Raw genomic sequence first — 23,758 nt, forward strand, 5'->3', positions numbered from 1 at the left:
ATACACTTTTTTAGCAGCGCGCCCAATTTTCTTTGCAAGTCATTTGGATAGCAGCCATTAGACCACCAATCAGCATAACACTCCAACTTATTTCCTGATGGTGTTGGGCATTGCCATTAAGTTAAGGAATTGTGTCATTCCCGCGAAGGCGGGAAACCATCTTTATTGTGGCACTGTGCTCCATTTGTAAATGGATCCCCGCCTCCGTGGGGACGACAATTGATAAACAATGGTGCTTAACTTAATGGCAGTGATGGCGTTGGGTTCTCCATAGGCAACCAAACCTTGTGTCTGGGTTGCCCGGAAAAATTGCTTATAAATTGCTCATATTTCGCTTTGTTTTAGTAAAGGCACAATTTCATCTTGCTCTTCGAGGCGCGGTATAAGGCTGTCCACGTCGGTCGGCTCCGTTTGCTCACTGTGGTCTTTGAAGAAACCAGACCTTTTTCTTCCGAGAAATCCCGCAGTAGCCCCATCCGGATTGGCCTTGAACTGCTTGAAATCCTCCTCATCCTCTTTCATCTTGTATTTTTCCGCTTCCTTCGGTGTGAAACGATTAAGAATGATGCTGGATAACACCGCCAGGGCAAAACCGGCGCCTATGACCGCAAGACCGATACCAAGCGGCATGAACACCAGCGATGCGAAAACCACCGCGGGAATCATGGCGTCTATGAACACGGATCGTACCAGTTTGGCCGCTTGGAATCGCGCCATTTGCTTATGATAGCCGGCCTCCGCTTCCAGATCCTTGAGCATGATGAATTGTTGTTTTAATAAATTCTTGAGCTCCGGTCGTTTTGCATCGTCTTTTTCCAATTTACCAAGTTCATCCTGGGTATCTTTAAACGCTTGCAATAACTCTTTGTATTCCCGTTTTATCTCAGCCGTGGTTGCCCTGGTTTTAGCTATCTCCAGGCCGCCTGTGGCGGCGGCGTATGCGACTGTGAGCGCAAAACTTAAGGCCGCGCCGGCCACACCCAGAATCAGCAGGATGCCGGGCGCCACCATAGCCGGAGGAAAAAAGAAGGTACACATCAGGCTGAAGGCGAGAACCAGCCCCACAGCATAGCTTAAATCGAGTATCAAGCCGGCTTTCTTGTATTTCCAGTCGAATGCCGTTTTTCGTTCAATGCGTGCAATCTCTGTTACTTGTTCCTGCAAGTTATCGATTTCCCGTTGGTTTTTGCTGATTCTTAATTGAAGATCCAGGATTGCCAGGGTATTGCCTATCGAATCTTCTTGTAAACTCTCGATACTTGATTGCAATTCATTAATGGTGAAATTTCTTTCCCTGATCTGTGCTTCCAGTTCCTCTCTCTTGGTTTTCAACTCCAGCATGCGTTTGTTATGTTTGGTGCTCTCCTCATAAAACCTCCATACGGTTAACGACACATCCATTAATAACAAGCCCACGGTGACAATATTGCCGGCATAACCCAGCGTACCGGCACCTGTTAGCCAGAAGAAGGTAACCAGATTGGCCGTCGCCCAGATGGAATCATTGAGTAACTGGAATTTTCTCTGATTCCACTGGGTTTTAAAACGTTCCCAGGTCGGAATATCCCGCTCATGGAGATGAATATGCCCATTTTGGGATATCGCACCCAGGAGCGCGCGTTTGTGCTGTTTCAGCCATTGCTCGTTTAACTCTTCCGGGGCATCAAACTCTTCGAGTTTTACCCCTTTCAGTTCTTTTCCCTGCGGTGTGAGAACCGAGTAAGCGATTTTTCCATCGATGACCTGAAAATACAGGTGATTTTCTTCCGGAAGCTTGTCACTGGCGATGTCTTCCGGCGACAGGATGCTGAATTTGTGCTCCGTTGCATCCATCCATGGGCCTTTGATAGTGTGCTTTAACAGCAACCCCAATTCCAGACCGAAGCGGGCGTAATACAGCAACCAGCTTATGTATCCCATGGCCGGCCCGGGGACCGCCAACGCTTTTTGAGCTTGCTGATTATTGAAAAAATCAGTGGGCAGCAGAGCCAGTATGGAGGACAGCATGCCGCCGCCCCATACCCAGTACAATCGGCGTCCGTTGAGTTCACCCATCCATCCCTTGATAACTTTCGTTTTGCCGCCGGAAAGTTCCTGCATTTTGTCAGCCAGCCATTGGCCTGTTCTCATGGCGAGGATCTTGAAATAATTTTCCCGACCGTGAAATTCGGCTTCATGCGCACTTTCCGGCGAGGCGACTTCACGCCCATCCAGTATGTCCAGGTAGGCTTGGCAAAGCATCATCTGCTTGCGCAGGTCGTCCAAACCGTACGGGCGGTTACTGCCTGTTTTATGCAGGTATTCGTCATACAACAGAGCCCAGGTTTTGACTAATTTATCCCTTGTTTCTTTTTTCCTTTTCGGATCCTGACGTTGTAATGTTAATATTTGCGGGTTTAATGACGCCAAATCGGCTTGAAATTTTTTTAATGTATTTTCCCGGGTACCTTCGTATTTGGAAAGCTTGGTGATAGAGCGTGGTGATTTCTCTTCGGGAGTGAGGATTTTGCGAGCATAGTCCGCACCTTTCAATCCGAAAAGATCCAGGGGATTCTCTGCTACTGTTTCACTCATAATATCACCTTAAAAGTAAACCGAAGGGGTGACGTGGATTGCACATTAACCAGAGCAATCTGTTCTATTTTATAACATAGTAGATATTTACGAGACAAGTAAAATAGTAAAAAATTTACAGTTTTGATAAGTAATTTACTGAATTTGGCCTGAAAAATGCTTGTTTTGTTGCAAAACCCTGATCACAAGGGTTTTTTCAGGTTATGGTGGCAGGGGTCTTTCGCTGATAAATATCGTCAAAACGTTCGATATCGTCTTCACCGAGGTAGGAACCGCTTTGCACTTCGATGACAAACAGCGGTTCCGTGCCGGGATTGGACAAGCGGTGACGTGTTTGCTGGGGAATGTAGGTGGATTGATTGACGGTCAGGCGCATCGTTTGGTCGTCATTGATAATTTCGGCCTCGCCGCCGACAACCACCCAATGCTCGGCCCGGTGTTGATGTCTTTGCAAGGAGAGCTTCGCTCCCGGTTTAACCATCAATCGTTTGACCTTAAAGGAAGGGCCTTCAGCCAGAATTTCATAATAACCCCACGGACGCGCCACTTGCCGGTGGTCGTCGATGAGTGCCTGATGCTCAACCCCCAGGGTGTCAACGAGTTCCTTAACCTGCTGGGAATAACGCTTATCGGCCACTAGAACGGCATCACCGGTTGCCACGATGATCTGATCCTCGATCCCCAGGGTAGTGACCAGGGCATTGGTGGAGGTGATCAGGCAATTGCGGCTGTTTTTGGCCATGACGTTGCCGCTTAAGGTGTTGCCGTGTTCATCCATGGTGTTGGCTTCCGCAACCGCGGCCCAGCAACCCAAATCACTCCAGGGTACGGTGACCGGAATGACTACGGCCTTGCTGGTGTGCTCCATAATGGCGTAATCGATGGATTCGCTGCGGCATTTGCCGAACAACGCCTCATCCACACGAATAAAATCATGATGATGACAGGCTTTGGCCAGAGACTGGGCGCTTAGACTCGCGATATCAGGCGCGTAACGTTGTAATTCGTCCAGATAAACGCCGGCGCGGCAAACGAACATGCCGCTGTTCCAGAAATAATTGCCCTGGGCTATGAATGCGGCGGCTGTATCTGTATCGGGTTTTTCACGAAAACGTTCGACATGGTAAATGCCTTCGCCGCACGCACCGGCTGCCTCAATATAGCCGTAACCGGCTTTGGCGCTGTGCGGTTGGATACCGAAGGTTACGATAGCATCCTGTCGGGATGCGCAATGAGCTCCTTTTTCCATGGCATTTTGCCAGGCTTTGGTATCGCCTATCCAGTGATCGGAAGGCAAGACCAGCATCAAGGCGTCGCGTCCGAATTGCGCAGCCAGATACCCGGCCGCCAGAGCAATGGCCGGAGCGGTGTTGCGTGCACAGGGCTCCAGGAGATAAGTGATCGCGGGTGTTGTTTGCAAGGATTGCAGTTGTTCCTGACAAAGAAAATAATGGGCGTCGTTGCTGACGATCAGCGCGTGTTTCGGGGATAATTGTTCCACCCGCTGCATGGTTTGCTGCAACAGGGAGAACTGCCCTTGCAGGCGTAAAAACTGTTTCGGATAGTTCTTGCGCGACAATGGCCAGAGTCTGGTGCCGGAACCGCCGGCCAGAACAACAGGAAAGAACGTTGCTGACATCTTCATCCAGGTTGACATGCAAATAGCGTGGAATTTTAGCAGTATATCCGGTGATAAGGCAATTGTTGGGTTGATTATCACCTAAAAGCCTACCAATGAGCGTTTCCTGGCTTGAGATGCTATGATTCCCATCCTTGGTTCTGTGAACAAATTTTTTCGCAAAAAGGCAGTAGCCCGTAAGGAGGCCTGCGGCCGTATTGCGGGTTTGATGTGCCAATTAGGATCGTTATCCCCGCATTACGGCTTTGCCTGCATGACGGGCTACAATATTTATTTTGTTTTCAGAGAGTTATGATGAGTAAAAACGCGGTGGTTTTATTATCGGGTGGACTGGATTCAACCACGTGTCTCGCAGTCGCACGGGAACAGGGGTTTGCCTGTTATGCCCTGAGTTTTGCTTACGGACAACGTCACCAGGCCGAATTACAGGCGGCAGAGCGCGTTGCCCGGGCGGCTTGCGTGGCGGAGCATCGTGTGGTCAATCTTGATATAAGCCAGTTTAAAGGCTCCGCGCTAACGGATCCTGACACGGCCGTCCCGGATTACAACGGCGATGGCCAGATCCCGTCGACCTACGTCCCGGCCCGTAATACGGTGTTTCTGGCGATTGCCCTGGGTTATGCCGAAGTGACGGGCGCCCGGGATATATTCATCGGGGTAAGCGAGGTGGATTATTCCGGTTATCCCGATTGCCGGCCGGAATTCATCGCCGCTTTTCAGAACATGGCTAATCTGGCCACCAAAGCAGGGATAGAAGGACAAAAAACAATCATTCACGCACCTCTCCAGCATTTGAGCAAGGCCGATACCATCCGCTTAGGCACCCGCCTGGGGGTTGATTACGGCTTGACCGTCAGTTGTTATCAGGCGTCCTTGTCCGGTGCCGCCTGTGGTCGTTGTGACAGTTGTGTTTACCGGAAAAAAGGGTTTCTGGCGGCCGGCGTTCCTGATCCGACGCCTTATATGTGATTGAATTTTATACACAATCAACTTATTTACACAAATGTTACAATATGTTGCGCATTTTTCTTTCATCAATGGCAAATTGCTGATAATATGCGCACGATTAATAACAACTGGAGTATGTCGTTATGTTAAAGTGGATGCGTGAACATTGGAAATTATTAACAGCCATTGGGTTGGGTCTGATTGCGGGACTTGTTGTTGCGGGTCTTATTGCGCTGTTCCCTCCTGTGGCTGCTGCCCTGGTACCTTTAGCTGTTGCCCTGCCTTTTGTCGGCCCTGCTATTGCAACTATGGCGCCTGTTGCTGCGGCTTTTACCATCGGAGCCCTGGTCACCGCGGCTACGTGGACTGCTTCTACCGTTTGGAACATCGGTGTTCGTATTACCAACTGGCTGGATGGTTTGATTAGACCTAAAAAACCCGGGCCTGGTGGAGATAGTGGAGCCAGGTTCGATTTACTTGACGAAGACAGCGATAATGAAGACATCTTCAGTAGCGATGTCCTCCCCAGAAGTTCTTATAGAAAGGTACACGAAAGCGGTTTGCTCCCGTCGTCTTCCAAGGATAAGGAGCCTTTGTTGGTAGATATTGATGAAGTACCTACCCATAGTTCTCCTCTCCTGTCTCAGCCTAAAGCGATCAACGGAGCAAGCAGCAGCACAGTTTTGCTGGTAGAAGATGAATCTTCAGAAGATAGCTTAAACCTAGGAAAAAGAGTGTAATCATTCTCTGCTTCCTGATTGCAAACGCGGCTTATGCCGCGTTTTTTTATGCCGCCTCTTCTCTCGGGATGACGACTGGTATTTTGACGGATCACGAGTATAATTTGTCCTTTTAATATCGCTATGAGCCTACCGTCCATGACTACGACACGTAAGATGCTGGTCACCAGCGCGCTTCCCTACGCCAATGGCCATTTGCATCTGGGTCATCTGGTTGAACATATTCAGACCGATATCTGGGTGCGTACCCATAAAATGCTGGGGCATTATTGTATCAGCGTGTGCGGTGATGACGCGCACGGCACGCCCGTGATGCTGAAAGCCGAGCAATTGGGTGTGACACCGGAGGTATTGACCGCGGAAATGCAGTTGAGCCATGAGAGCGACTTTAACGCGTTCGCCATCCATTACGACAGTTACCACACCACCCACTCTCCTGAAAATCAGGCGTTGGCCAATGAGATCTACCGGCGTCTGGAGGCGCGCGGCGATATCGTTAAAAAAACCATTCGCCAGGCTTATGATCCGGTTAAAGCCATGTTTTTACCTGATCGTTATGTGAAAGGCACCTGTCCGAAATGCGCCACGCCCGATCAATACGGTGATAACTGCGAGTCGTGCGGCGCGACCTACGCGCCTACGGATTTACAAGACGCGGTGTCGGTCATTTCCGGCGCCAGGCCGGTGGAAAAGGAATCGGAACATTATTTTTTTGATTTGCCGCGTTACGAGTCGCTGCTTAAGGCATGGACCCGGAAAGGCCACTTGCAGGCGGAAGTCGCCAACAAGCTCGATGAGTGGTTTGCCGCGGGATTAAAACAGTGGGATATTTCCCGCGACGCGCCTTATTTCGGGTTTCCCATACCCGGTAAGCCGGGTAAGTATTTTTACGTGTGGCTGGACGCGCCTATCGGATATATGGCCAGCTTTAAGAAATATTGTGATGAAAACGATTTGTCGTTTGCCGAATTCTGGGACGCCGATTCCAAAACGGAACTGTATCATTTTGTCGGCAAGGACATTGTCTATTTTCATGCCCTGTTCTGGCCGGCCATGCTGGCAGGCAGCGGTCATCGTCTGCCCACGGCGGTGTATACCCACGGTTTTCTGACGGTCAATGGACAGAAAATGTCGAAATCGCGGGGGACGTTTATCGAGGCGCGTACCTATCTGAAGCATTTGCATCCGGAGTACCTGCGTTATTATTATGCCGCCAAACTCAACGGCCGTGTGGATGATCTCGATTTGAATTTCGACGACTTTATCAACCGGGTCAACGCCGATCTGGTGGGTAAAGTGGTTAATATCGCCAGCCGTTCGGCCGGGTTTATTAATAAGCGATTTGATAACCGTCTGGGCGAGAGCTTGTGCGAGCCGGCGTTGTATCAGGAAATTCTGGACGCGAAAGAGGGTATTATCGAAGCCTTCGTGCAACGTGATTACGCCCGCGCCGTGCGCCAAATCATGGATTGTGCCGATAAGGTCAATCAATATATTGACGCCAGGAAACCCTGGGTGCTGGCCAAGGACGAAACACGCCAGGCCGATGTCCAGGCTATTTGTACCATGGGTTTGAATCTGTTTCGTTTGTTAATCGGGTTTTTAAAACCGGTTCTGCCGATCATGGCCCGGGAGGCGGAAGCGTTTTTAAATTGCCCACCCTTAAACTGGGACAACCTCGACAAGCCGTTGCTCGCCCATACGATTAACCCGTTTAAACCATTGATGGTGCGGGTTGAACGGGAAAAAATTGATGCCATGCTGGCGGCTTTAAGGGAACAATCCCCGCCAACGGTGAAGGAAAATAATATGACGGAAAACAGCAAGAAAGAAGAAACCATCTCCATAGACGAATTCAGCAAGATTGATTTGCGCATAGCCCGTATTGTGGCGGCAGAACCCGTGGAGGGTGCTGATAAACTGCTGCGTCTCAAGCTGGATTTAAACGGCAGTGAAAAACAGGTTTTTGCCGGCATTAAAAGCGCTTATAACCCTGACGAACTGGTAGGCCGACTGACGGTGATGGTGGCCAATCTGGCGCCGCGCACCATGCGTTTTGGCGTTTCGGAGGGTATGGTGCTGGCCGCTGGCGACGGCAAGGGACTTTTCCTTTTGCAGCCGGATGAGGGTGCGAAACCCGGGATGAAAGTCAAGTAATGGCGTCAGTCAAGGACATTGATGCGCTGCTGCCGCAGACGCAATGCGGCGAATGTGGTTTTGACGGCTGTTTGCCTTATGCCGAGGCGCTGGCTCGCGGCGCCAGTACGATCGATCGCTGCCCTCCCGGCGGGGTGGCTACGGTGAAAGCACTGGCGGGATTACTGGCCATCGACGCGATGCCGTATCTCAACAGCGCCGAAGCCAATACCCGCCCCCCCGCTCTGGCTGTCATTCGTGAGGAGGAGTGCATCGGATGTACGAAATGTATCCAGGCTTGTCCGGTGGACGCTATTATCGGCAGTGCCAAACTCATGCACGCGGTTATCCGTCATGAATGTACGGGTTGTGGTCTCTGTGTCGAACCCTGCCCGGTCGATTGCATTGAATTAACCCCGCTGCCGGAAGCGGCTTATGATAAAGCCCTGGCACGAGAACGTTTTCAGGCGCGAAAAATACGGCAATTGCGAGACGAGCATCACAAACAACAGTTGTACCGTGCGAAAAAAAAGCTGGCCGGGAAGCAGGAAGATAAACAAAAGGATTTACAAGCCAAGCAGGATTATATTCTTGCCGCCATGGATCGGGTCAAGGCGAAACAGTCTCATGAATAACGCCAGGCGACGTCAGATTTTCGAGCGTTTTCGAAGCGACAATCCCCATCCCACGACCGAATTAACATTTCATTCGACCTTTGAATTGCTGATTGCGGTGATCTTATCGGCCCAGGCCACGGATGTCAGCGTCAACAAGGCGACTGAAAAGCTGTTTCCTGTGGCCAATACGCCCGAAGCCATGCTGCAATTGGGCGAAGAAGGTCTCAAGGACTACATTAAAACCATAGGTCTTTATAACAGCAAGGCGAGCAACATCATCAAAACCTGCCAGATGTTGCTTGATGATCATGACGGTCACGTCCCGGATAAACGGCACGATTTGGAAAAGCTGCCGGGCGTGGGACGAAAAACCGCCAATGTGATTCTGAATACGGCCTTTGGCCAGCCGACCATCGCGGTAGATACCCACATTTTTCGGGTGGCGAACCGTACTGGTCTTGCCAGGGGAAAAACACCGCTTGCCGTGGAGCAAGGGTTGCTTAAGCATGTCGATAAGGAATTTCTTCAGGACGCCCACCATTGGCTGGTACTGCATGGACGTTATGTCTGTGTGGCACGCAAACCGCACTGCAGGGAATGTCTGATTCATGATTTATGCGAATACAGGGATAAAAATCTGTAACGACCAGGACAAAAATAACAAATTATAATGTCCTGTAGTCATGAAGGCGAAGCCCTGAGCGATCCTGACATATTTTTGTTTAAAATAAATATCCCTGTATTTTTAACAGTGTTCGCCTGATATGACCTCTGCTTACTATCAGATTCCAGCATGAGCCCGATCCCCAACAGATCGCTTTTGATATCCCTAACGTTTTTTATAGCTATCCCAGACTGAATTTGAACACAGATTTTTGAGATTACCTCGATCTGCCCCCTCTCCCGCGCCAGGAATTTGAGTAGTATGATGATGTTTTTTGCGGGAGAGGGTTAGGGAGAGGGTGTGGAAAAATCGGTGTTAAGGCAACGAGCCCGCGATTTAAGGAAAAACAGTACGGATGCTGAGAGGCATCTATGGTACTATCTTCGAGCGAATAGACCTGGATTTAAATTCAAGAGACAAGTCCCAATAGGCGACTACATCGTTGATTTTGCCTGCCTTGAAAAACGGCTGATTATCGAGCTTGATGGTGGTCAACACCTGCACAATCAAATTTACGATACGAAGCGTACTGATTGGCTAAAGACACATGGTTTTAAAGTGCTCCGCTTTTGGAATCATGATATCTTTCAGCACACGCCAACAGTCCTCGACGTCATCATGACTGCTTTAAAGTAAAGCCGTTTGAAGCATCCCGCCTGTTGCCTCCATAAACAACCGCTCATCCTTACCATGACGTCCCTTAGGTTTTGGAAGCAACGTTTCTAAACGACACCATATCTCATCGTCAATGACCATCCGTGACAAGCCCTCTCCCCAACCCTCATCCCGCGAAAAAACATCATCCTGTTACTCAAATTCCTGGCGCGGGAGAGGGGGCAGATCGAGGTAATCTGAATTTGATCACAAAAACATTGGCGCTTCCATTTTTTGTGCAAAAAATGTCGAGATTCCTCAGGGCGAAACCGACATGCGGGACGACGGATCTAAAAAATAGCCATGGGAAAACCAGTAAAAAAAAGCAGCGTGTCTGGTAATTTGTAAACATTGCCCATAGAATAAAATTCCGGTGTATTGCAGGAGAGCAAGATGGGATGGGGAGAAAGCTGGGGAGCTGTTACCGACTGGGTGAGTACGACATGGAATAACGCATCGGTACAAAAGGTGATGCAGGGAGCCGGAACTTATTGTTTTAACACGGTTGAATACATCTTTAAACAGGTTGGCGTCCTGCCGGCCACATTAAAATCCATGGCCTTTGATCCCCCTACGCGCGAAGTGGTCAAGCATATTGTTTATCTGGCCGGAGACTATGCCTTGTATGCCTTGATTCCCTATGTCAGTGACATGGTGGAAGAGGCCGCCAGAAGCTCTTTCTCCGACGATAATCCTGCCCTGTTAAGTGTCGATACCGCCCTGACCGTGGGAATAGGTGCTTTGTCGCTTGCGACGATGGCATTCAAGACCCGCCAAACATTAAAAATGGGGGGGCGCGCCGCAGTGATTGCCATGGAAGGGGCGAAAGCGTTCAATAACGCGATAACATCATCCGACAAGGAGGAAAGCAAGGATAAGGAGATAATCCCTCGTGCTGAAAAAAGCGGGAAACATCCTAAAAAGGACAAGAAGAAGACCGCATTATGTCAAATAGAAGGTTGCACCACCGGCAAGTTTGTTAAAAGTTCAGCGCGCTCGCAGCTTGGTTTCTGGTCAATAGAAGGTATCCTCTGGATGCTTGGCAAACTGCCATACACCGAAAGAGTGGTTTTTGTGTTTTATCTGCTGCACCGTGGCCGTTATGTGACTAACATGATTCTACCGGAACTTTGTCCCGCTCATCAACACGCCTACTTGCGCGAGCATCCGGAAATTCCCGCCGCGTTTGGTTTGACTCACGCCGGGTTGAGTGCGTTGGCCAACTATTTGATTGAATCGAACACGGGGATTCCCTCAAAATATTATGGAGCCGGCATTGATCAGATCATGTTGATGATTCAGATGAGTCTCGCGGCCCACATGAAAAACGATTTGCCAAAACCAGTCGCCGCCTCCTCCAGGCTGCCAGTGGATCCCTTAATGATTTATCTCAACAGTCTATATTGGACTGTGGATACTTTCGGTGTGGGTTTGAAAGCAAGGTTGCCGGAAATGCTCAAGGGAAAATCGATTGTTCCCTGGGGATTATTGGCTACAGTTGGAAACAAGGCCTGGGATAATTCCGCTTCCCGGTTGTTGCGAAGTATTTTATTGCCCGAGTTGCTGCAGGATCCCGACAAACTCGCGAGCGATCCGGTGATTGGAAGTCATGTTGTAGAGGTGCGTGATGTGGTTGCCGATACAATCAATACGGTAGACAAGGTACGGCATAAGTATGTGGTCAGAGCCGCTCAGCAAACCCCGGCGGCCTCTGCCAAAGCCCTGCAAGCCCTTTTTGGCGCGCCGCCTGAAGCTACCAGAGTGTTTTTGAAACTGTTGGGCAACACGGGGTTCATGGATAGCCTGAGTCAGTTACGCCGTAGATTACAGGAACAGACACTCGGAGTGAAAACAGAGGTTGAGGTGGATGAAAAAGACACCACACCCGATTTGCGAGTGGGCAAGGCACCTCACGAATCACCGAAAATTAAACGAACACACCCTTCGGAAAAAGGAATTTCCTCGATAACCGTGTCGGAGGTTGTTGTGCCGGCTAAACGAACGGGCAGGGGGTTGACGTTGTTTGATGACAGCGATACCACGCAGGCTGTTTGTAAGGTTATTCGTTCCCGCTCAGGCAATTCCCATGGTTTTTTTGCTGATAGCAGCCCGAAGCAAATCAGTTCGAATGAAGTTATCACGCGGAGTAAAGACCCCAAGGGATTTCAAAGCTCGGGTTTTAATCAATAGCGGGTGCCAGAGAGTGGCTGGTTCAAATGAGCTTCTTTTTTTTGAAAAAATAAAACATGGCCGCGGCGATGGCGGTCATGATAACCATGATAACAGGATAGGCGTAACGCCATTTTAATTCCGGCATGAATTCAAAATTCATCCCGTATACGCCTGCAATAAAAGTCAGGGGAATAAAAATACTGGCGAAAAGAGTAAGGACCTTCATGGTTTCATTCATGCGGTTGTTGAGTGCCGATAAATAAATTTCCAGCATGCCGGCCGACATTTCCCTGTGCAGATCGATAAGTTCGACCAGGCGGATGGCGTGATCGTGCAGATCCCGGTAATAAATCAGGTATCTGGATTCAATGAAATGATTCTGTTCCGGGGAAACAAGCAAATGAATGATGTCACGCAACGGTGCAATGACTTTGCGCATGGTAATGGTGCGGCGTTTTATGGCATATAATTCATTGAGGGAAATATCAGCCGGGTCAACGATTAATCTATCCTCAACGGCTGACAAGGTGTCTTCCGCTGCCTCGACGAAATTAAAATAGTCATCGACAATATTATCCATAATGAGGTAAGCCAGATATTTGGTACCATGATTGCGGATCAGAGAGTTATCCGCGCTCAGGCGTTTGTACAGTGTCGATAAATCATAATGGTCGGATTCGCGAAAAGTGAGCAGCAAATTGTTTCTCACAATCATGCTGAACTGTTCACTGCCGTAGGTCAGCTGATTCCCCGGCGCCTGCAGCAATTTCAACACGATAAACAGCCCGTCGTTTAAAACATCCAGCTTGGAGCGCTGTTTGGTGTTAAGGATATCCTCCAGAATGAGCGGGTGGATGTTGAACGTGTTGCAGCAATCACAAATGGTTTCCACTTTGGACAAACCGGCGACGTCAATCCAGACGTATTTGTGGTTGTCCAGAGCCTGATGGATCTTTGCGGTATCGTGATGATTGTATTGATGATAGGATTGATCATCATAGATATGAACACGGATAGTGGTTGGCAACGGCTCCCTGTCGCCTACGTAAATTGCTGATCCGGGCAGCATCCCGGTCTTGGCGGAGACTTTTTGCTTATGTTTTGTCATAGTCCATTAAGCTCTGTTGACAGTGCGTTTCGCTATGATTGTCATTATACATGTGGCAGGGAAAAATCATACTTTGATAAAATATGACCCGGATTATGTCATTCCCATGCAGCCCCGGCGTGTTCCTGCCATTTTTTTGTCATGTATGGTGATAAAATTTGCCAGCATAACGATGCTGATGATATATTAATGAACAATTAGCGACGGCATTAGCTCTATTTCGCGTGATAAACAGACATTTTAGGGGATTTTACAGTATGAAATGTCAACAGTCTGCAAATGGCGTGTTTTTTTCTGCCGCTGCCGTAAGCGGGCGAATTTTGTTATGATACTTTCCAATCCGGCCGTGCAGCCTCGCAGCTACCTCATTCTGACCGCGGCTATGATGACCAGTCTTATTTTGCTCATCAACACGTCTTTTAAAATTATCGTATTTCAGGGAATGATGTTCACGGCCAGCAGTGTGATTTGTCCTTTGGTCGCCTGTTTGTATCTGGTCGTTCTGAGGGAGTGTACGTTCAAGCAGCAGCGGCAGGTACTTAACCAGTCGTTATTAGCCTTGTATTTGTTTTCCATAGGTATTTATCTTCTGGTCAATTTACCCTCTGCGGATTATGTACGTGACAATCTGGCGTATCAGATTGTCTTTGAGGATATCCCCAAAAAGTTTTTTGCGGCAACGCTCGCGTTTGGCTTGAGTTTTTATTTACCGCACTTGCTTTGTTGCTCGAGGCAAAGCGAGGTAATTACCTCGCCGCGTAAACGGGTGTTGCTGGTTCTGTTTGGCGGATTGGGATTTTTCACTATCGATTTTCTGTTGTTGTTTTCCGAGCCGCACGTGCAGAATTTTAATCCCATATACATTGACTCGCTGATGATAGCCGCCGGGATCATGTTTTCGGTCAGTATTTTGTATCTTGCCTGCCTGTTAAATAAATGGGCGAAAATCAGAGCCCGCCGTTCAAGCATCCCGGATTTTTTATCCGCGCCCCTTTACCATTATCTGGTGGGATTTTCAGTCATTATTATTTTAATTTGCCTGGCCTGTGAATACCGGTTGATTTCATTCAGTCACGGATGGACCTTGGCTGCCTGCAGCATTCTTGTTCCGCCTGGCCTTATCGCCGCCAGTTTGATTGGCGAGCTATATGGGTATAAAGCGAATTTGTATTTGATGGTAGTGCTGATGCTTAGTCAGTTGATGTTTAATTTATTGCTAATGGTGACGATGATGCCCCCGTCGCCCAATTTTTTTGATATTAATCCATTCTACCTGTTTATCATGCCAAGACGTATTCCCGTTTTAATATTGGCTTTGTTCGTGCTGTATGCTTGTAACGCGCTGGTACTGGAGTATTTAAAAAACAGCCGTTATGGTTCTGTTTACCGCGGCCTTCGCATTTTTATGGCGAATCTAAGTGCGCTTTCGCTGTTGTTTCTGGTGAACTACCAGTTATTGTTTTCCGGTATTTACCCTCATGAACAGGCTTTGGAGCTGGCCGTGACCAGTTGGGTTTATCAGGTTGCGTTTATTCTGGTAAGTCTTCCTCTCGTGTTGAGGCTATATAGCCTGTTGGGTAGTTATGTGAGTAATAACGAGGTCGTTACCCCTGATTATGATAATGTTCACAGAGCCTAACTGATCCCGCGTTTCACGCGGGCTACGCGCTCTGGAAATTGCGCAGCCCGTTGGTGTGTTATTCTCTCTTTTTGACGGGACGCTTCCAGCCAAAAATGGTTTTTTGCCTGCTTTCGGTCAGGGTTAGTTCGCCGGGCGGCGCATGTCTGCGGATCGTGCTGCCGGCCCCTATGGTTGCGTTGGCGCCAATGGTGACCGGAGCGACCAACTGGGTGTCGGAGCCGACAAACACCCCGTCTTCAATAATGGTCTGATGTTTGTTGACGCCATCGTAATTGCAGGTGATGGTTCCGGCTCCGATGTTGACGTCTCTGCCGATGGTGACGTCACCCAGATAACTCAAATGACTGGCTTTGCTTCCAGCGCCGAATTCGGCCTTTTTGGTTTCCACGAAATTGCCGATTTTGCAATGATCTGCCAGTTTTGTGCCCGGCCGCAAGCGGGCGAAAGGCCCAACCTGACACGATTCGCCCAGCCGGCAGCCGTCCAGCACGCTGTTGGCCAATACGTCACAGCCGTCTTCCAGAACCACGTCAGACAGAGTGCAGTTCGGGCCTATGCGGCAGTTATTACCCAATACCACCGTGCCGGAAAACACACAATTGACATCAATAAAAACATCTTGGCCGCATTGCAGCTCGCCGCGGACGTCAATGCGGCCGGCGTCAGCTATGGACACGCCCGAGAGCATTAATTGTTCAGCCTGGTGGTTTTGCCAGAGACGTTCCAGTTGTTGCAACTGCACCCGGGTGTTGATGCCCTGAATTTCAAAGAGATGAGGGGTGGGCATGGAACGGATGGCGTGTCGCTCCTGTACGGCCAGGGTGATGATATCGGTGAGGTAGTATTCGCCCTGGGCGTTGTCGTTGCAGAGTTGCGGCAGCCAGCGAGCCAGGTCGGAAGCGTTGGCGCAACAGATCCCGCTATAAATTTCCCGGATAAGCCGTTGCTCGGGGGTTGCGTCCTTTTCCTCTACAATGGCGCGGATGGCGTTGTGCTCGTCACGCACTATCCGACCCAGGCCATGAGGATCGTCGAGAATGGCCAGCAACAGAGCCAGGGATTGGGATTCCGCGGCACAATTGACCAGCGCCTGCAGGGTGTTGGCCTGAATCAGCGGCACATCGCCGGACAGGATAAGCACCTGGCTTTGCGGGTTTATATGAGGCAAGGCCTGCTGCAAGGCGTGACCGGTTCCCAGCTGTTTGTCCTGCAAGACCCAGTTGACTTGCAGATGATGAAGTGTTTGCATGATTTGTTCGCCGCCATGTCCGTAAATGACATGAATGGCATCGGGATTAAGCGACTTGCCGGTTTCCACGACCCGCTCCAGCAAAGATTTGCCTGCCAGGGGATGAAGAACCTTGGGAATGGCCGAGCGCATACGTTTGCCAAGGCCGGCGGCTAAAATGACGATTTCTAGAGACATAGGTAACTGGATCCTTTGTGTTATTGACGTATTATCATGAGCAAGTTTCTGAATTTATACAGTCTGCATTTATGTTGCGAAACTTAAAATTACTGATATGATAAAAAAATTGCGGCAAAAGGAGTAGTGCAATGACCATTTTTCTTGATATAGCAAAGCAATTAGTCAAAGAAAAGCTTGAGGCGGAAAGACGCCGTTCGGAAAGTACGGCCAGTGGATATATTACCGGTTTTTTTGTCGATAAGGCCTTATCCAGCGAAAAGCAGCGCATTATCAATGATACTATTCTCAAAATTAGTTTATTGGAAGATGCCGGGGATGACGAAATTAATTCGGAAAACATTGAGAAACTGATTGACGAATGTAAAACGGAAGCCAAAAAAAAATGCAGTGGTAAAGAAATAGAGAAAGATAAGATAAAAGATGAAGGGCATCATGGCCGTGCCATGATTAAAATTAACGGATTATTAAACGGACTTTATAAAAGATTCAATGAAGAGAATATCAAATTGCTCAACCAATCCTCCGATAACGATCCGTTTAATGTTCTTTGTTATTGGTTAGGTATGTATCTGGCTAAAAGAGAAATGATTCTGCATTATCCGGAGTCGTTTTTGTTGTCTCTGTTTAATATTCCTGCCCTGGTGAATGAAAAAGAACAGCTTGTTTTAGCTAAAATTGCAAAATGCCAGGTAAAATTGGGCAGGCTCGATAAACATCATGATGAGTATCAGGATGCCAGAAGGGATTGTGTGGCTGAGTGTCTGAAAGAGCTTAAGGATGAAAACGAGATATTATGCGCGAAATATGCCTGGACTCCGAAATTACCGTTTGATTTTGTATTTCTTGGACAAATCACCTTTAGTATGCCTGAAATTGGTCCTGATACCGGATTTCTTGAGATGTGTCTGTCAAAGGCGACACAGGCTATTAAACCGATGGTCAAGGCAGAGGAAAAGAGTGCCCTAAGTTATTAGGGCGTGTCCCCATTCTGTTTCACGGCTAAAACCTGTGCTGGTTTGCTCAAATTGCAGTTTGAATTCGTCAAACAGGGCTGGCTATTCTCCTCATTCAATCTGCAATTTGCGCTAAATTATCCCAACTTTTAGCTCGCGAAACAGAATGGGGACACGCCCTGGATTTATTGTGCAGTGAACCGTTCAAAACCAACTGGAAACACTAGCCTTACCAAGGCATGATAAACCATGTTAATCACTCAACTCTCCACACAAATCCGTCTCCATGAGCCGCTTCACTTCATGGGGACTTAAATCCTTACTCAGTAAATACAATAATTTGCAGTGAGCCGCCTCGGGGGTCATGTCATGGCCGCTGATTAATCCGGCTTCCTTGAGTGTGTGGCCGGTGGCATATTGGTTCATTGCAACCCGTCCGTGCCGGCATTGGGTGCAATTGACAATGATGACGCCGCGATCGCAGGCGTCCTTTAACAAGGCCAGAAAACGGGGATCGTTATTCTGGGCGTTACCGGCGCCGTAGGTTTCCAGCACCAGGCCACGCAATGGTTGCCTGAGCAAATAATCCAGTACGTCGGTGGCGAAGCCCGGAAAAAGACGGAAGTTGGCAATGAAATGCGGTGTGATGGCTTGATAGCGGAACGGTTTGTCCGGTGGCGGACGTAATCGCTCACGATGTAACTCAATATGAATACCGACGGCGGCCAGAGGAGGGTAATTGGGGGAATCAAAGGCGTTCAGGCGTTGGGCGCTGATTTTCTGGCTGCGGTTGCCGCGCAACAAACGCTGGCTGAAATAAATGCAAACCTCGTTGATCGGTTGATGGGCGCATAGCCACAGCGAGGTGATCACATTGTCAATGGCGTCGTTGCGTACTTCGGACAAGGGGATTTGCGAGCCGGTGACAATCACCGGTTTGGCGAGATTTTCCAGCATGAACGACAGCGCCGAGGCTGTATAGGCCATGGTGTCCGTGCCATGAAAAACAACAAATCCGTCGTAATGATCATATTCCCGGGCAATGTCCTCGGCAATGCGGTTCCAGTCCTGCACGGTCATGTTGGAAGAATCCAGCAGAGGTTTGTATTCCCTGATGGTGTAGGCGGGCATGTCCTGATGACGAAGTGCGGGAATTAAAGCCAGGGCCGCGGACGCATAACCCGGCGCTGGCTCGTAACCGTGTTCCGATTTGACCGAACTGATGGTGCCGCCGGTGTTGATGATTAAAATTCGCTTGTTCATAGGCTCGTCAAAAAATAATGAGTTATCGCTCCGGTGTCGGATGGTATGACGTGGAGTCCCCGCGTTGCACGCGGGCTACATTATTGCGCCAGGGCTGTAAAATGTAGCCTGTGTGGAGCGTCAGCGAAACGCAGGAATTATAAATCCGCAATACTCCCGAAACGTTACAGGTCATTATAACGGTCATTGCTGTTTCTTGATAGAAGCACATCGGGAAAATCCTGCTTGACATTCTTCCATGCGCAGTGGTGAAATTAAAGGCAAAAAGGACGCACTGGGAGTAGTACATGGCCAAAAGCAAATGGGAAGTGTTACAGGGACAAATCGATGAGGCTAAAAAACCGTTGGAAATCCGTACCGATACCTACAGGGAAAAAGTAAAAGAATTGAGGCTGGCATTGGAAAAATTTTTTATCAACGAAGCCAACCCCAAGACGTTAACTGAAACGGCGAAACCGGACGAGGTCGTTTTTGATTTCAACCTGGTCAAAAAAGCCATGAAAAATTGCCTGGTTGAGGAAGATCAGCTGATAAAAACAGCCGTGGACTTACAGGAAGAGAAGCAACTGGCAAAACCCAGCGTGATTGACGCCCTGGATTATCACATTCAAAACAGTGGTCTGCCTGTGATACAGACGGCAACAGGGTATCAGTTTACACCTGAAAAACCCTATACCGCGAATGCCCAGGCGTTTATGCAGCAATTTGCGCTGGCTATCAACGTGTACCGTGCCTATTTAAGCATTTATGAAAAATATTTTACTTTTTTTTCCTATACCTGGCTAGACACCAATGCTCATCAGGAATATCTGGAACAAGCCAGGGAATTGGCGATGCAAGCAGAATCCGCCACATCTGAAACCGATTGGTATACATTGTTACAGAACTCTATCTGGCTAAGAAATAATATTACGGCTTTGTTTGATCATAGTTATATCAGGCAAGGCCTGGATGATTTTGAAAAGGATATGCTGTTTCAGGTGTCCGAACTGGCTATATTATATGAAGGAGCCGCTAAAAGTTTGTCTGCTTGTTATAGCCATCAAGTCAATTCAGGTTACAGCAGTCTTTTTTTCGATTCACCCTGGCAGGCCCTGCTGAAAGGGGTGGCGCAAAGCCTGTTTGATAATCGCTATTCCGCTTCCTGGTATTATGGAACATTGGAAATTGACAAGCGCGTGATGGCGAATATTACCCAGGAAATCACAACATTTTATCTTGCTGCCATGAAACATTGCCTTGAATATCGCGTTGCCTTGCTGCAAGAGGCGCTGGAAACCGTGAACCGTGCCAATACTGCGATTTATGTAAAGGCCGCACAACTGGATGTGTCGCTGCAAGCGCCAAGAACTCCGTCGACACGGAGTTCTGCAATGTCCAGTGTTTATGATTTATGGCCGAGTTACTTCAACAAACCCATGGGATCCCGACCAGACGTTTCTGCATACCAAAGTGCGGAGGAGGATACGTATTTATCCGAACGGCCCTCCTTCTGAGTGATAAACGCAGATTTATTTGCCAACCTCTTGTTGTTTGTGGAAAAATCATGGAATTAATGGTTTAGTGTAAGCAGTGATGAGATGGTGATTGATCGCGCCGGTTACCGGCTGAATGTTGGGATCATCCTGGTTAACCAGTCCGGGCGCGTGTTTTGGGGCAGACGTAATGGTCACGACGCCTGGCAATTTCCGCAAGGCGGCCTTGCTCCGGGTGAAACGGCTCTGGAGGCGATGTTTCGAGAGTTGCGGGAGGAAGTGGGTCTGGACAAGGAGGACGTTGAGGTGCTCGGTTCGACCCGGCGATGGTTAAAATACCGCTTGCCAAAACAATACTTGCGCCATGGCAGTGATCCATTGGTGATTGGTCAAAAACAAAAATGGTTTTTGTTGCGGCTTGTTGCCAGTGAGCAGAAAATTCGTCTGGACTTAAGCGATTCACCGGAATTTGACAGTTGGCGGTGGATTGATTACCAGGGCCCCGAGGATCAGGTGATTTTCTTCAAGCGCCAGGTTTATACCCAGGCATTGAAGGAATTTGAATATTTATTGAAAAAACGCCGTACTCCTTTCGGCCACCGTAGGAAACGAGGTAATCATAGTCGCTAAATGTTAAAAATTTTAAAACGAATTGTTCAGGATGTTACAACGGCGAGCCACTTAACGGATGCTTTGGGTATTCTCGTGCAACGGGTACGCAAGGCCGTGGATACGGACGCCGTATCCGTCTATCTGATTGACAACAAGCATGCTGAATACGTTTTAATCGCCACCGACGGATTGAATCCGGAGGCCTGTTTCAAGGTAAGAGTCGGGCTGGACAGCGGTATTATAGGCCTTGTGGGCCGCCGTGAGGAACCGATAAATATTGAAGACGCACCCATTCATCCTGATTTTCACCATAACCCCCTGCTTGGCGAAGAGCATTTCAAGGCATTTTTAGGCGTTCCCATCATTCAACACCGGAAACTCTATGGCGTAATGGCTGTCCAGCAAGTTGAAAAACGCTGCTTTGACGACGCCGAAGAAGCGTTTCTGATTACCCTCGCCGCTCAGTTGGGTGGTATTATCGCGCACGCCGAAGACACCGGTGAACTGACCGAACTGACCCGCCCAAAAGCCACGGGAACCCGTAAAGGCAAAGTCGAAACGCCGCAAACCGCTCTTGCGGGGGTTGGCTGTGTGCCGGGTGTCGGGATAGGGAGTGCGGTGGTGGTTTACCCGCAAGCGGATATTGACGCGGTACCGCGTCACGTCATTGAAGAAGGTGATATTGACAGGGAAATCGCCATTTTTCTGGAGGCGCTGCAATCAGTCCGTGACGATATCCAGCGATTGAGTAAGCGCATGAAGGATACTGTGCCGGAGGATGAACACGCCCTGTTTGACGTATATATCCGTATTCTGGATAAAGAAAGCCTTGGTGTGGAAGTGGAGCAGGTCATTCGAGCCGACAAGCTCGGTGCCCAGGCGGCTCTGGCCGCGGTCATTAAAAAGCATGTTCAGCAATTTGAAAGCATGGAAGATGATTATCTGCGTGAGCGTGCCAGTGATTTTCGTGATTTGGGACGTCGGGTTCTGGCGGAATTGCAGCTCTCGCAACGCGAGGAAATTACCTATCCCCGTCGCACCATCCTCATTGGTGAGGATATTCCGGCGTCAGCACTTGCCGAGGTGCCGGAAGGGCAATTGGTCGGGGTCGTGTCTGCTCGCGGCGCGAATAATTCGCACGTCGCTATTTTGGCCAGAGCGTTGGGTGTGCCAACGGTCATGGGTGCGCGCGGACTGAAAGTGGAGCAATTGAGCGGTAAGGCCGTAGTGGTGGATGGTTATTATGGCCAGGTCTACTTCTCGCCTTCCCGCAGCGTGCTTGCCGAATTCAAAAAGCTGGCCCAGGAAGAGCAGGAGCTCAACCAGAGTCTGGTGGGGTTGCGGGATAAACCTGCGGAAACAACGGATAATTACCGTATATCCCTGCAGGTTAACACCGGTCTGGCTATGGACGCGGGTTTATCCATGAGCGTCGGGGCGGAAGGGGTTGGTCTTTATCGTTCCGAAGTACCGTTTATGAGCCGTGATCGTTTTCCCTCCGAGGACGAGCAATACATTATCTACCGCCAGATTCTAAAGGCATTTGCGCCGCGCCATGTGACCATGCGCACTCTGGATATAGGCGGCGACAAGGTGCTGCCCTACTTCCCGGTCAAGGAAGATAATCCCTATCTGGGCTGGCGGGGGATTCGGGTGACTCTGGATCATCCGGACGTGTTTCTGATTCAGGTCAGGGCCATGATGCGGGCCAACGAGGAATTGAATAATCTGCGCATCATGTTGCCTATGGTCACGACCCTTGGCGAGGTGGAAGAGGCCGCTATATTGATTAATCAGGCTTACCTTGAGTTGCTTGAGGAAGGCTGTGTCATTGAAAAACCCAAGCTGGGTGTTATGGTGGAAGTGCCGGCTGCCGTATATCTGGCTCGTGAACTGGCCCGGCGGGTCGATTTCCTGTCGGTGGGCAGTAACGATTTGACGCAGTATTTGCTGGCGGTGGATAGAAACAATGCGCGGGTTGCCGGTCTGTATGACGCGTTTCATCCCGCCATGCTGCATACTTTGCTTAAAGTGGTTGAAGGCGGGCATGCGGCAGGGATCGAAGTCAGTATCTGCGGGGAAATGGCCAGCGATCCGATGGCGGTCATTTTGCTGGTGGCGATGGGGTTTGATACCTTGAGTATGAACTCGGCAAGTTTGCCGCGCGTGAAATGGGTTATCCGTAAAATATCCCTGGCCAACGCCCGTAAAATATTAAGCGAAGTGATGGAGCTGGAGCATCCCGGGGAAATCAGGATGCATTTACAAAAAGCGTTGGAAGACGAAGGATTGGGCGGCTTAATCAGGGCGGGACGAACATGATTATTCATGAAATTATTACCAATGGAACCATTTATGCCATGGCCGGCGCGTTTGCGGGCCTGATGTCGGGCATTCTTGGCATAGGCGGCGGTATCGTTGTGGTTCCGGCGTTGCTTTATATTTTTCAGCATAACTCGGAAATTCCGCCGCTGCTAGCCATGCATTTTGCGGCGGGAACCTCGCTTGGGGTCATGATTTTTACCTCTCAGGCATCGGTGCGGTCGCATTACAAGCTGGGTGAGATTTTGTGGAAGGTTTATCAGCGATTATGGCCCGGTATTGTGGTGGGTGTTATTGTGGGCGCGTTTGTGGCATCGCTGATTCCCATTTTCTGGCTGCAATTATTGTTTGGTCTTTTTTTGTTATTTGTCGCGTTTAAAATGCTTCTCGAGCTGAAGGTCACCAGGACGGGTAAATTCCCGCGCACCTGGGTGAATACCCTGGTAAGTCTTGTCATCGGATTCAAATCGGGTCTTCTTGGTGTGGGCGGCGGGACGTTGATTATTCCCTACCTGACCTTTTGCGGCGTACCAACTCGTAAAATTCCCGCCGTTTCAGCGCTTTGTACCATGACCGTTGCAGTACTTGGTACGCTGGTCTTCTATTGGACCGGCAGTCAGGAAAGCGGGCTGCCGTCTTATGCGACCGGCTATGTCTATTGGCCGGCAGTGCTCTGGGTGGCGATACCCAGCGTGCTGTTTGCCCCGATGGGGGCGAAGCTTAACTATCATTTGCCTGTTAAACAATTACGGTACGGATTTATTATTGTTTTGGTGTGTACGGCAATTGATTTACTGATCTAATCGATGA

The 23,758-nt window shown here is 49.2% G+C and carries 19 protein-coding genes; 13 read left to right on the forward strand and 6 right to left on the reverse strand.

All coding sequences use genetic code 11. The features are described from left to right. Nucleotides 1-324 precede the first annotated feature (324 nt). Together CKW05_RS00520 and CKW05_RS00525 are read right to left on the reverse strand one after the other, a co-directional pair. A complete protein-coding gene (locus tag CKW05_RS00520; RefSeq protein ID WP_058484704.1) occupies nt 325-2,574 on the reverse strand; it encodes a coiled-coil domain-containing protein in 2,250 nt (749 codons plus the stop codon). A 196-nt stretch (nt 2,575-2,770) separates the two neighbouring features. Next, nucleotides 2,771-4,213, reverse strand: coding sequence for a mannose-1-phosphate guanylyltransferase/mannose-6-phosphate isomerase (locus CKW05_RS00525; protein WP_058484703.1), 1,443 nt, complete (start codon nt 4,211-4,213; stop codon nt 2,771-2,773). Nucleotides 4,214-4,507: 294 nt separating this feature from the next. On the opposite strand from CKW05_RS00525, the gene queC reads away from it, so the two are divergent. The 6 genes from queC to CKW05_RS00555 all read left to right on the forward strand — a co-directional run bounded on the left by queC (nt 4,508) and on the right by CKW05_RS00555 (nt 9,954). Continuing rightward, on the forward strand, nt 4,508-5,182 hold the full coding sequence (gene queC / locus CKW05_RS00530) for a 7-cyano-7-deazaguanine synthase QueC (RefSeq protein WP_197697356.1): 675 nt from the start codon (nt 4,508-4,510) through the stop codon (nt 5,180-5,182). A gap of 134 nt (nt 5,183-5,316) precedes the next feature. After that, the gene (locus tag CKW05_RS00535) at nt 5,317-5,901 is read left to right on the forward strand and encodes a hypothetical protein (RefSeq protein WP_157737707.1); all 585 of its coding nucleotides are present in this window, start codon (nt 5,317-5,319) and stop codon (nt 5,899-5,901) included. 138 nt (nt 5,902-6,039) lie between these two features. Further along, nucleotides 6,040-8,058 carry a methionine--tRNA ligase gene (gene metG, locus CKW05_RS00540; protein WP_058484804.1) on the forward strand — a complete coding sequence of 673 codons (2,019 nt, stop codon included), beginning with the start codon at nt 6,040-6,042 and terminating at the stop codon, nt 8,056-8,058. Further along, complete coding sequence (locus CKW05_RS00545; protein ID WP_058484700.1) at nt 8,058-8,672, forward strand: RnfABCDGE type electron transport complex subunit B; 615 nt, start codon at nt 8,058-8,060, stop codon at nt 8,670-8,672. The genes metG and CKW05_RS00545 overlap by 1 nt, the downstream gene beginning before the upstream one ends. After that, nucleotides 8,665-9,297 carry an endonuclease III gene (gene nth / locus CKW05_RS00550; protein WP_058484699.1) on the forward strand — a complete coding sequence of 211 codons (633 nt, stop codon included), beginning with the start codon at nt 8,665-8,667 and terminating at the stop codon, nt 9,295-9,297. The genes CKW05_RS00545 and nth overlap by 8 nt, the downstream gene beginning before the upstream one ends. A gap of 321 nt (nt 9,298-9,618) precedes the next feature. Beyond that, nucleotides 9,619-9,954, forward strand: coding sequence for an endonuclease domain-containing protein (locus CKW05_RS00555; protein WP_095140520.1), 336 nt, complete (start codon nt 9,619-9,621; stop codon nt 9,952-9,954). On the opposite strand, the gene CKW05_RS15265 is transcribed toward CKW05_RS00555, so the two are convergent. Further along, the gene (locus CKW05_RS15265) at nt 9,946-10,083 is read right to left on the reverse strand and encodes a transposase (RefSeq protein WP_145962385.1); all 138 of its coding nucleotides are present in this window, start codon (nt 10,081-10,083) and stop codon (nt 9,946-9,948) included. The two genes, CKW05_RS00555 and CKW05_RS15265, sit on opposite strands and share 9 nt — an antisense overlap. Before the next feature lie 282 nt (nt 10,084-10,365). On the opposite strand from CKW05_RS15265, the gene CKW05_RS00565 reads away from it, so the two are divergent. Further along, the gene (locus tag CKW05_RS00565; protein WP_058484031.1) at nt 10,366-12,162 is read left to right on the forward strand and encodes a hypothetical protein; all 1,797 of its coding nucleotides are present in this window, start codon (nt 10,366-10,368) and stop codon (nt 12,160-12,162) included. 22 nt (nt 12,163-12,184) lie between these two features. Here the strand turns inward: CKW05_RS00565 and corA are convergent, their stop codons facing one another. Further along, on the reverse strand, nt 12,185-13,252 hold the full coding sequence (corA, locus tag CKW05_RS00570; RefSeq protein WP_058484030.1) for a magnesium/cobalt transporter CorA: 1,068 nt from the start codon (nt 13,250-13,252) through the stop codon (nt 12,185-12,187). 325 nt (nt 13,253-13,577) lie between these two features. Between corA and CKW05_RS00575 the strand changes: the two genes are divergently transcribed. Further along, on the forward strand, nt 13,578-14,891 hold the full coding sequence (locus tag CKW05_RS00575) for a VUT family protein (protein WP_065238417.1): 1,314 nt from the start codon (nt 13,578-13,580) through the stop codon (nt 14,889-14,891). A gap of 58 nt (nt 14,892-14,949) precedes the next feature. On the opposite strand, the gene glmU is transcribed toward CKW05_RS00575, so the two are convergent. Then, nucleotides 14,950-16,320, reverse strand: coding sequence for a bifunctional UDP-N-acetylglucosamine diphosphorylase/glucosamine-1-phosphate N-acetyltransferase GlmU (gene glmU, locus CKW05_RS00580; RefSeq protein WP_058484028.1), 1,371 nt, complete (start codon nt 16,318-16,320; stop codon nt 14,950-14,952). Between the two features lie 131 nt (nt 16,321-16,451). On the opposite strand from glmU, the gene CKW05_RS00585 reads away from it, so the two are divergent. After that, nucleotides 16,452-17,297, forward strand: a complete 846-nt coding sequence (locus tag CKW05_RS00585; protein WP_058484027.1) for a hypothetical protein — start codon at nt 16,452-16,454, stop codon at nt 17,295-17,297. A 231-nt stretch (nt 17,298-17,528) separates the two neighbouring features. Here the strand turns inward: CKW05_RS00585 and ansA are convergent, their stop codons facing one another. After that, a complete protein-coding gene (gene ansA, locus CKW05_RS00590; RefSeq protein WP_058484026.1) occupies nt 17,529-18,539 on the reverse strand; it encodes an asparaginase in 1,011 nt (336 codons plus the stop codon). Nucleotides 18,540-18,826: 287 nt separating this feature from the next. Here ansA and CKW05_RS00595 point away from each other — a divergent pair, with 287 nt between their 5' ends. From CKW05_RS00595 to CKW05_RS00610, 4 genes are all read left to right on the forward strand, one after another. Beyond that, nucleotides 18,827-20,035, forward strand: coding sequence for a hypothetical protein (locus CKW05_RS00595; RefSeq protein WP_058484025.1), 1,209 nt, complete (start codon nt 18,827-18,829; stop codon nt 20,033-20,035). An 84-nt stretch (nt 20,036-20,119) separates the two neighbouring features. After that, nucleotides 20,120-20,644 carry an RNA pyrophosphohydrolase gene (locus CKW05_RS00600; protein WP_058484024.1) on the forward strand — a complete coding sequence of 175 codons (525 nt, stop codon included), beginning with the start codon at nt 20,120-20,122 and terminating at the stop codon, nt 20,642-20,644. After that, nucleotides 20,645-22,948 carry a phosphoenolpyruvate--protein phosphotransferase gene (gene ptsP, locus CKW05_RS00605; protein WP_058484023.1) on the forward strand — a complete coding sequence of 768 codons (2,304 nt, stop codon included), beginning with the start codon at nt 20,645-20,647 and terminating at the stop codon, nt 22,946-22,948. Next, the gene (locus CKW05_RS00610) at nt 22,945-23,751 is read left to right on the forward strand and encodes a sulfite exporter TauE/SafE family protein (RefSeq protein WP_058484022.1); all 807 of its coding nucleotides are present in this window, start codon (nt 22,945-22,947) and stop codon (nt 23,749-23,751) included. The genes ptsP and CKW05_RS00610 overlap by 4 nt, the downstream gene beginning before the upstream one ends. Nucleotides 23,752-23,758: the final 7 nt, after the last annotated feature.

Origin of the sequence: Legionella spiritensis (assembly GCF_900186965.1) — a bacterium.
In the GTDB taxonomy this organism is placed as follows: Bacteria; Pseudomonadota; Gammaproteobacteria; order Legionellales; family Legionellaceae; genus Legionella_C; species Legionella_C spiritensis.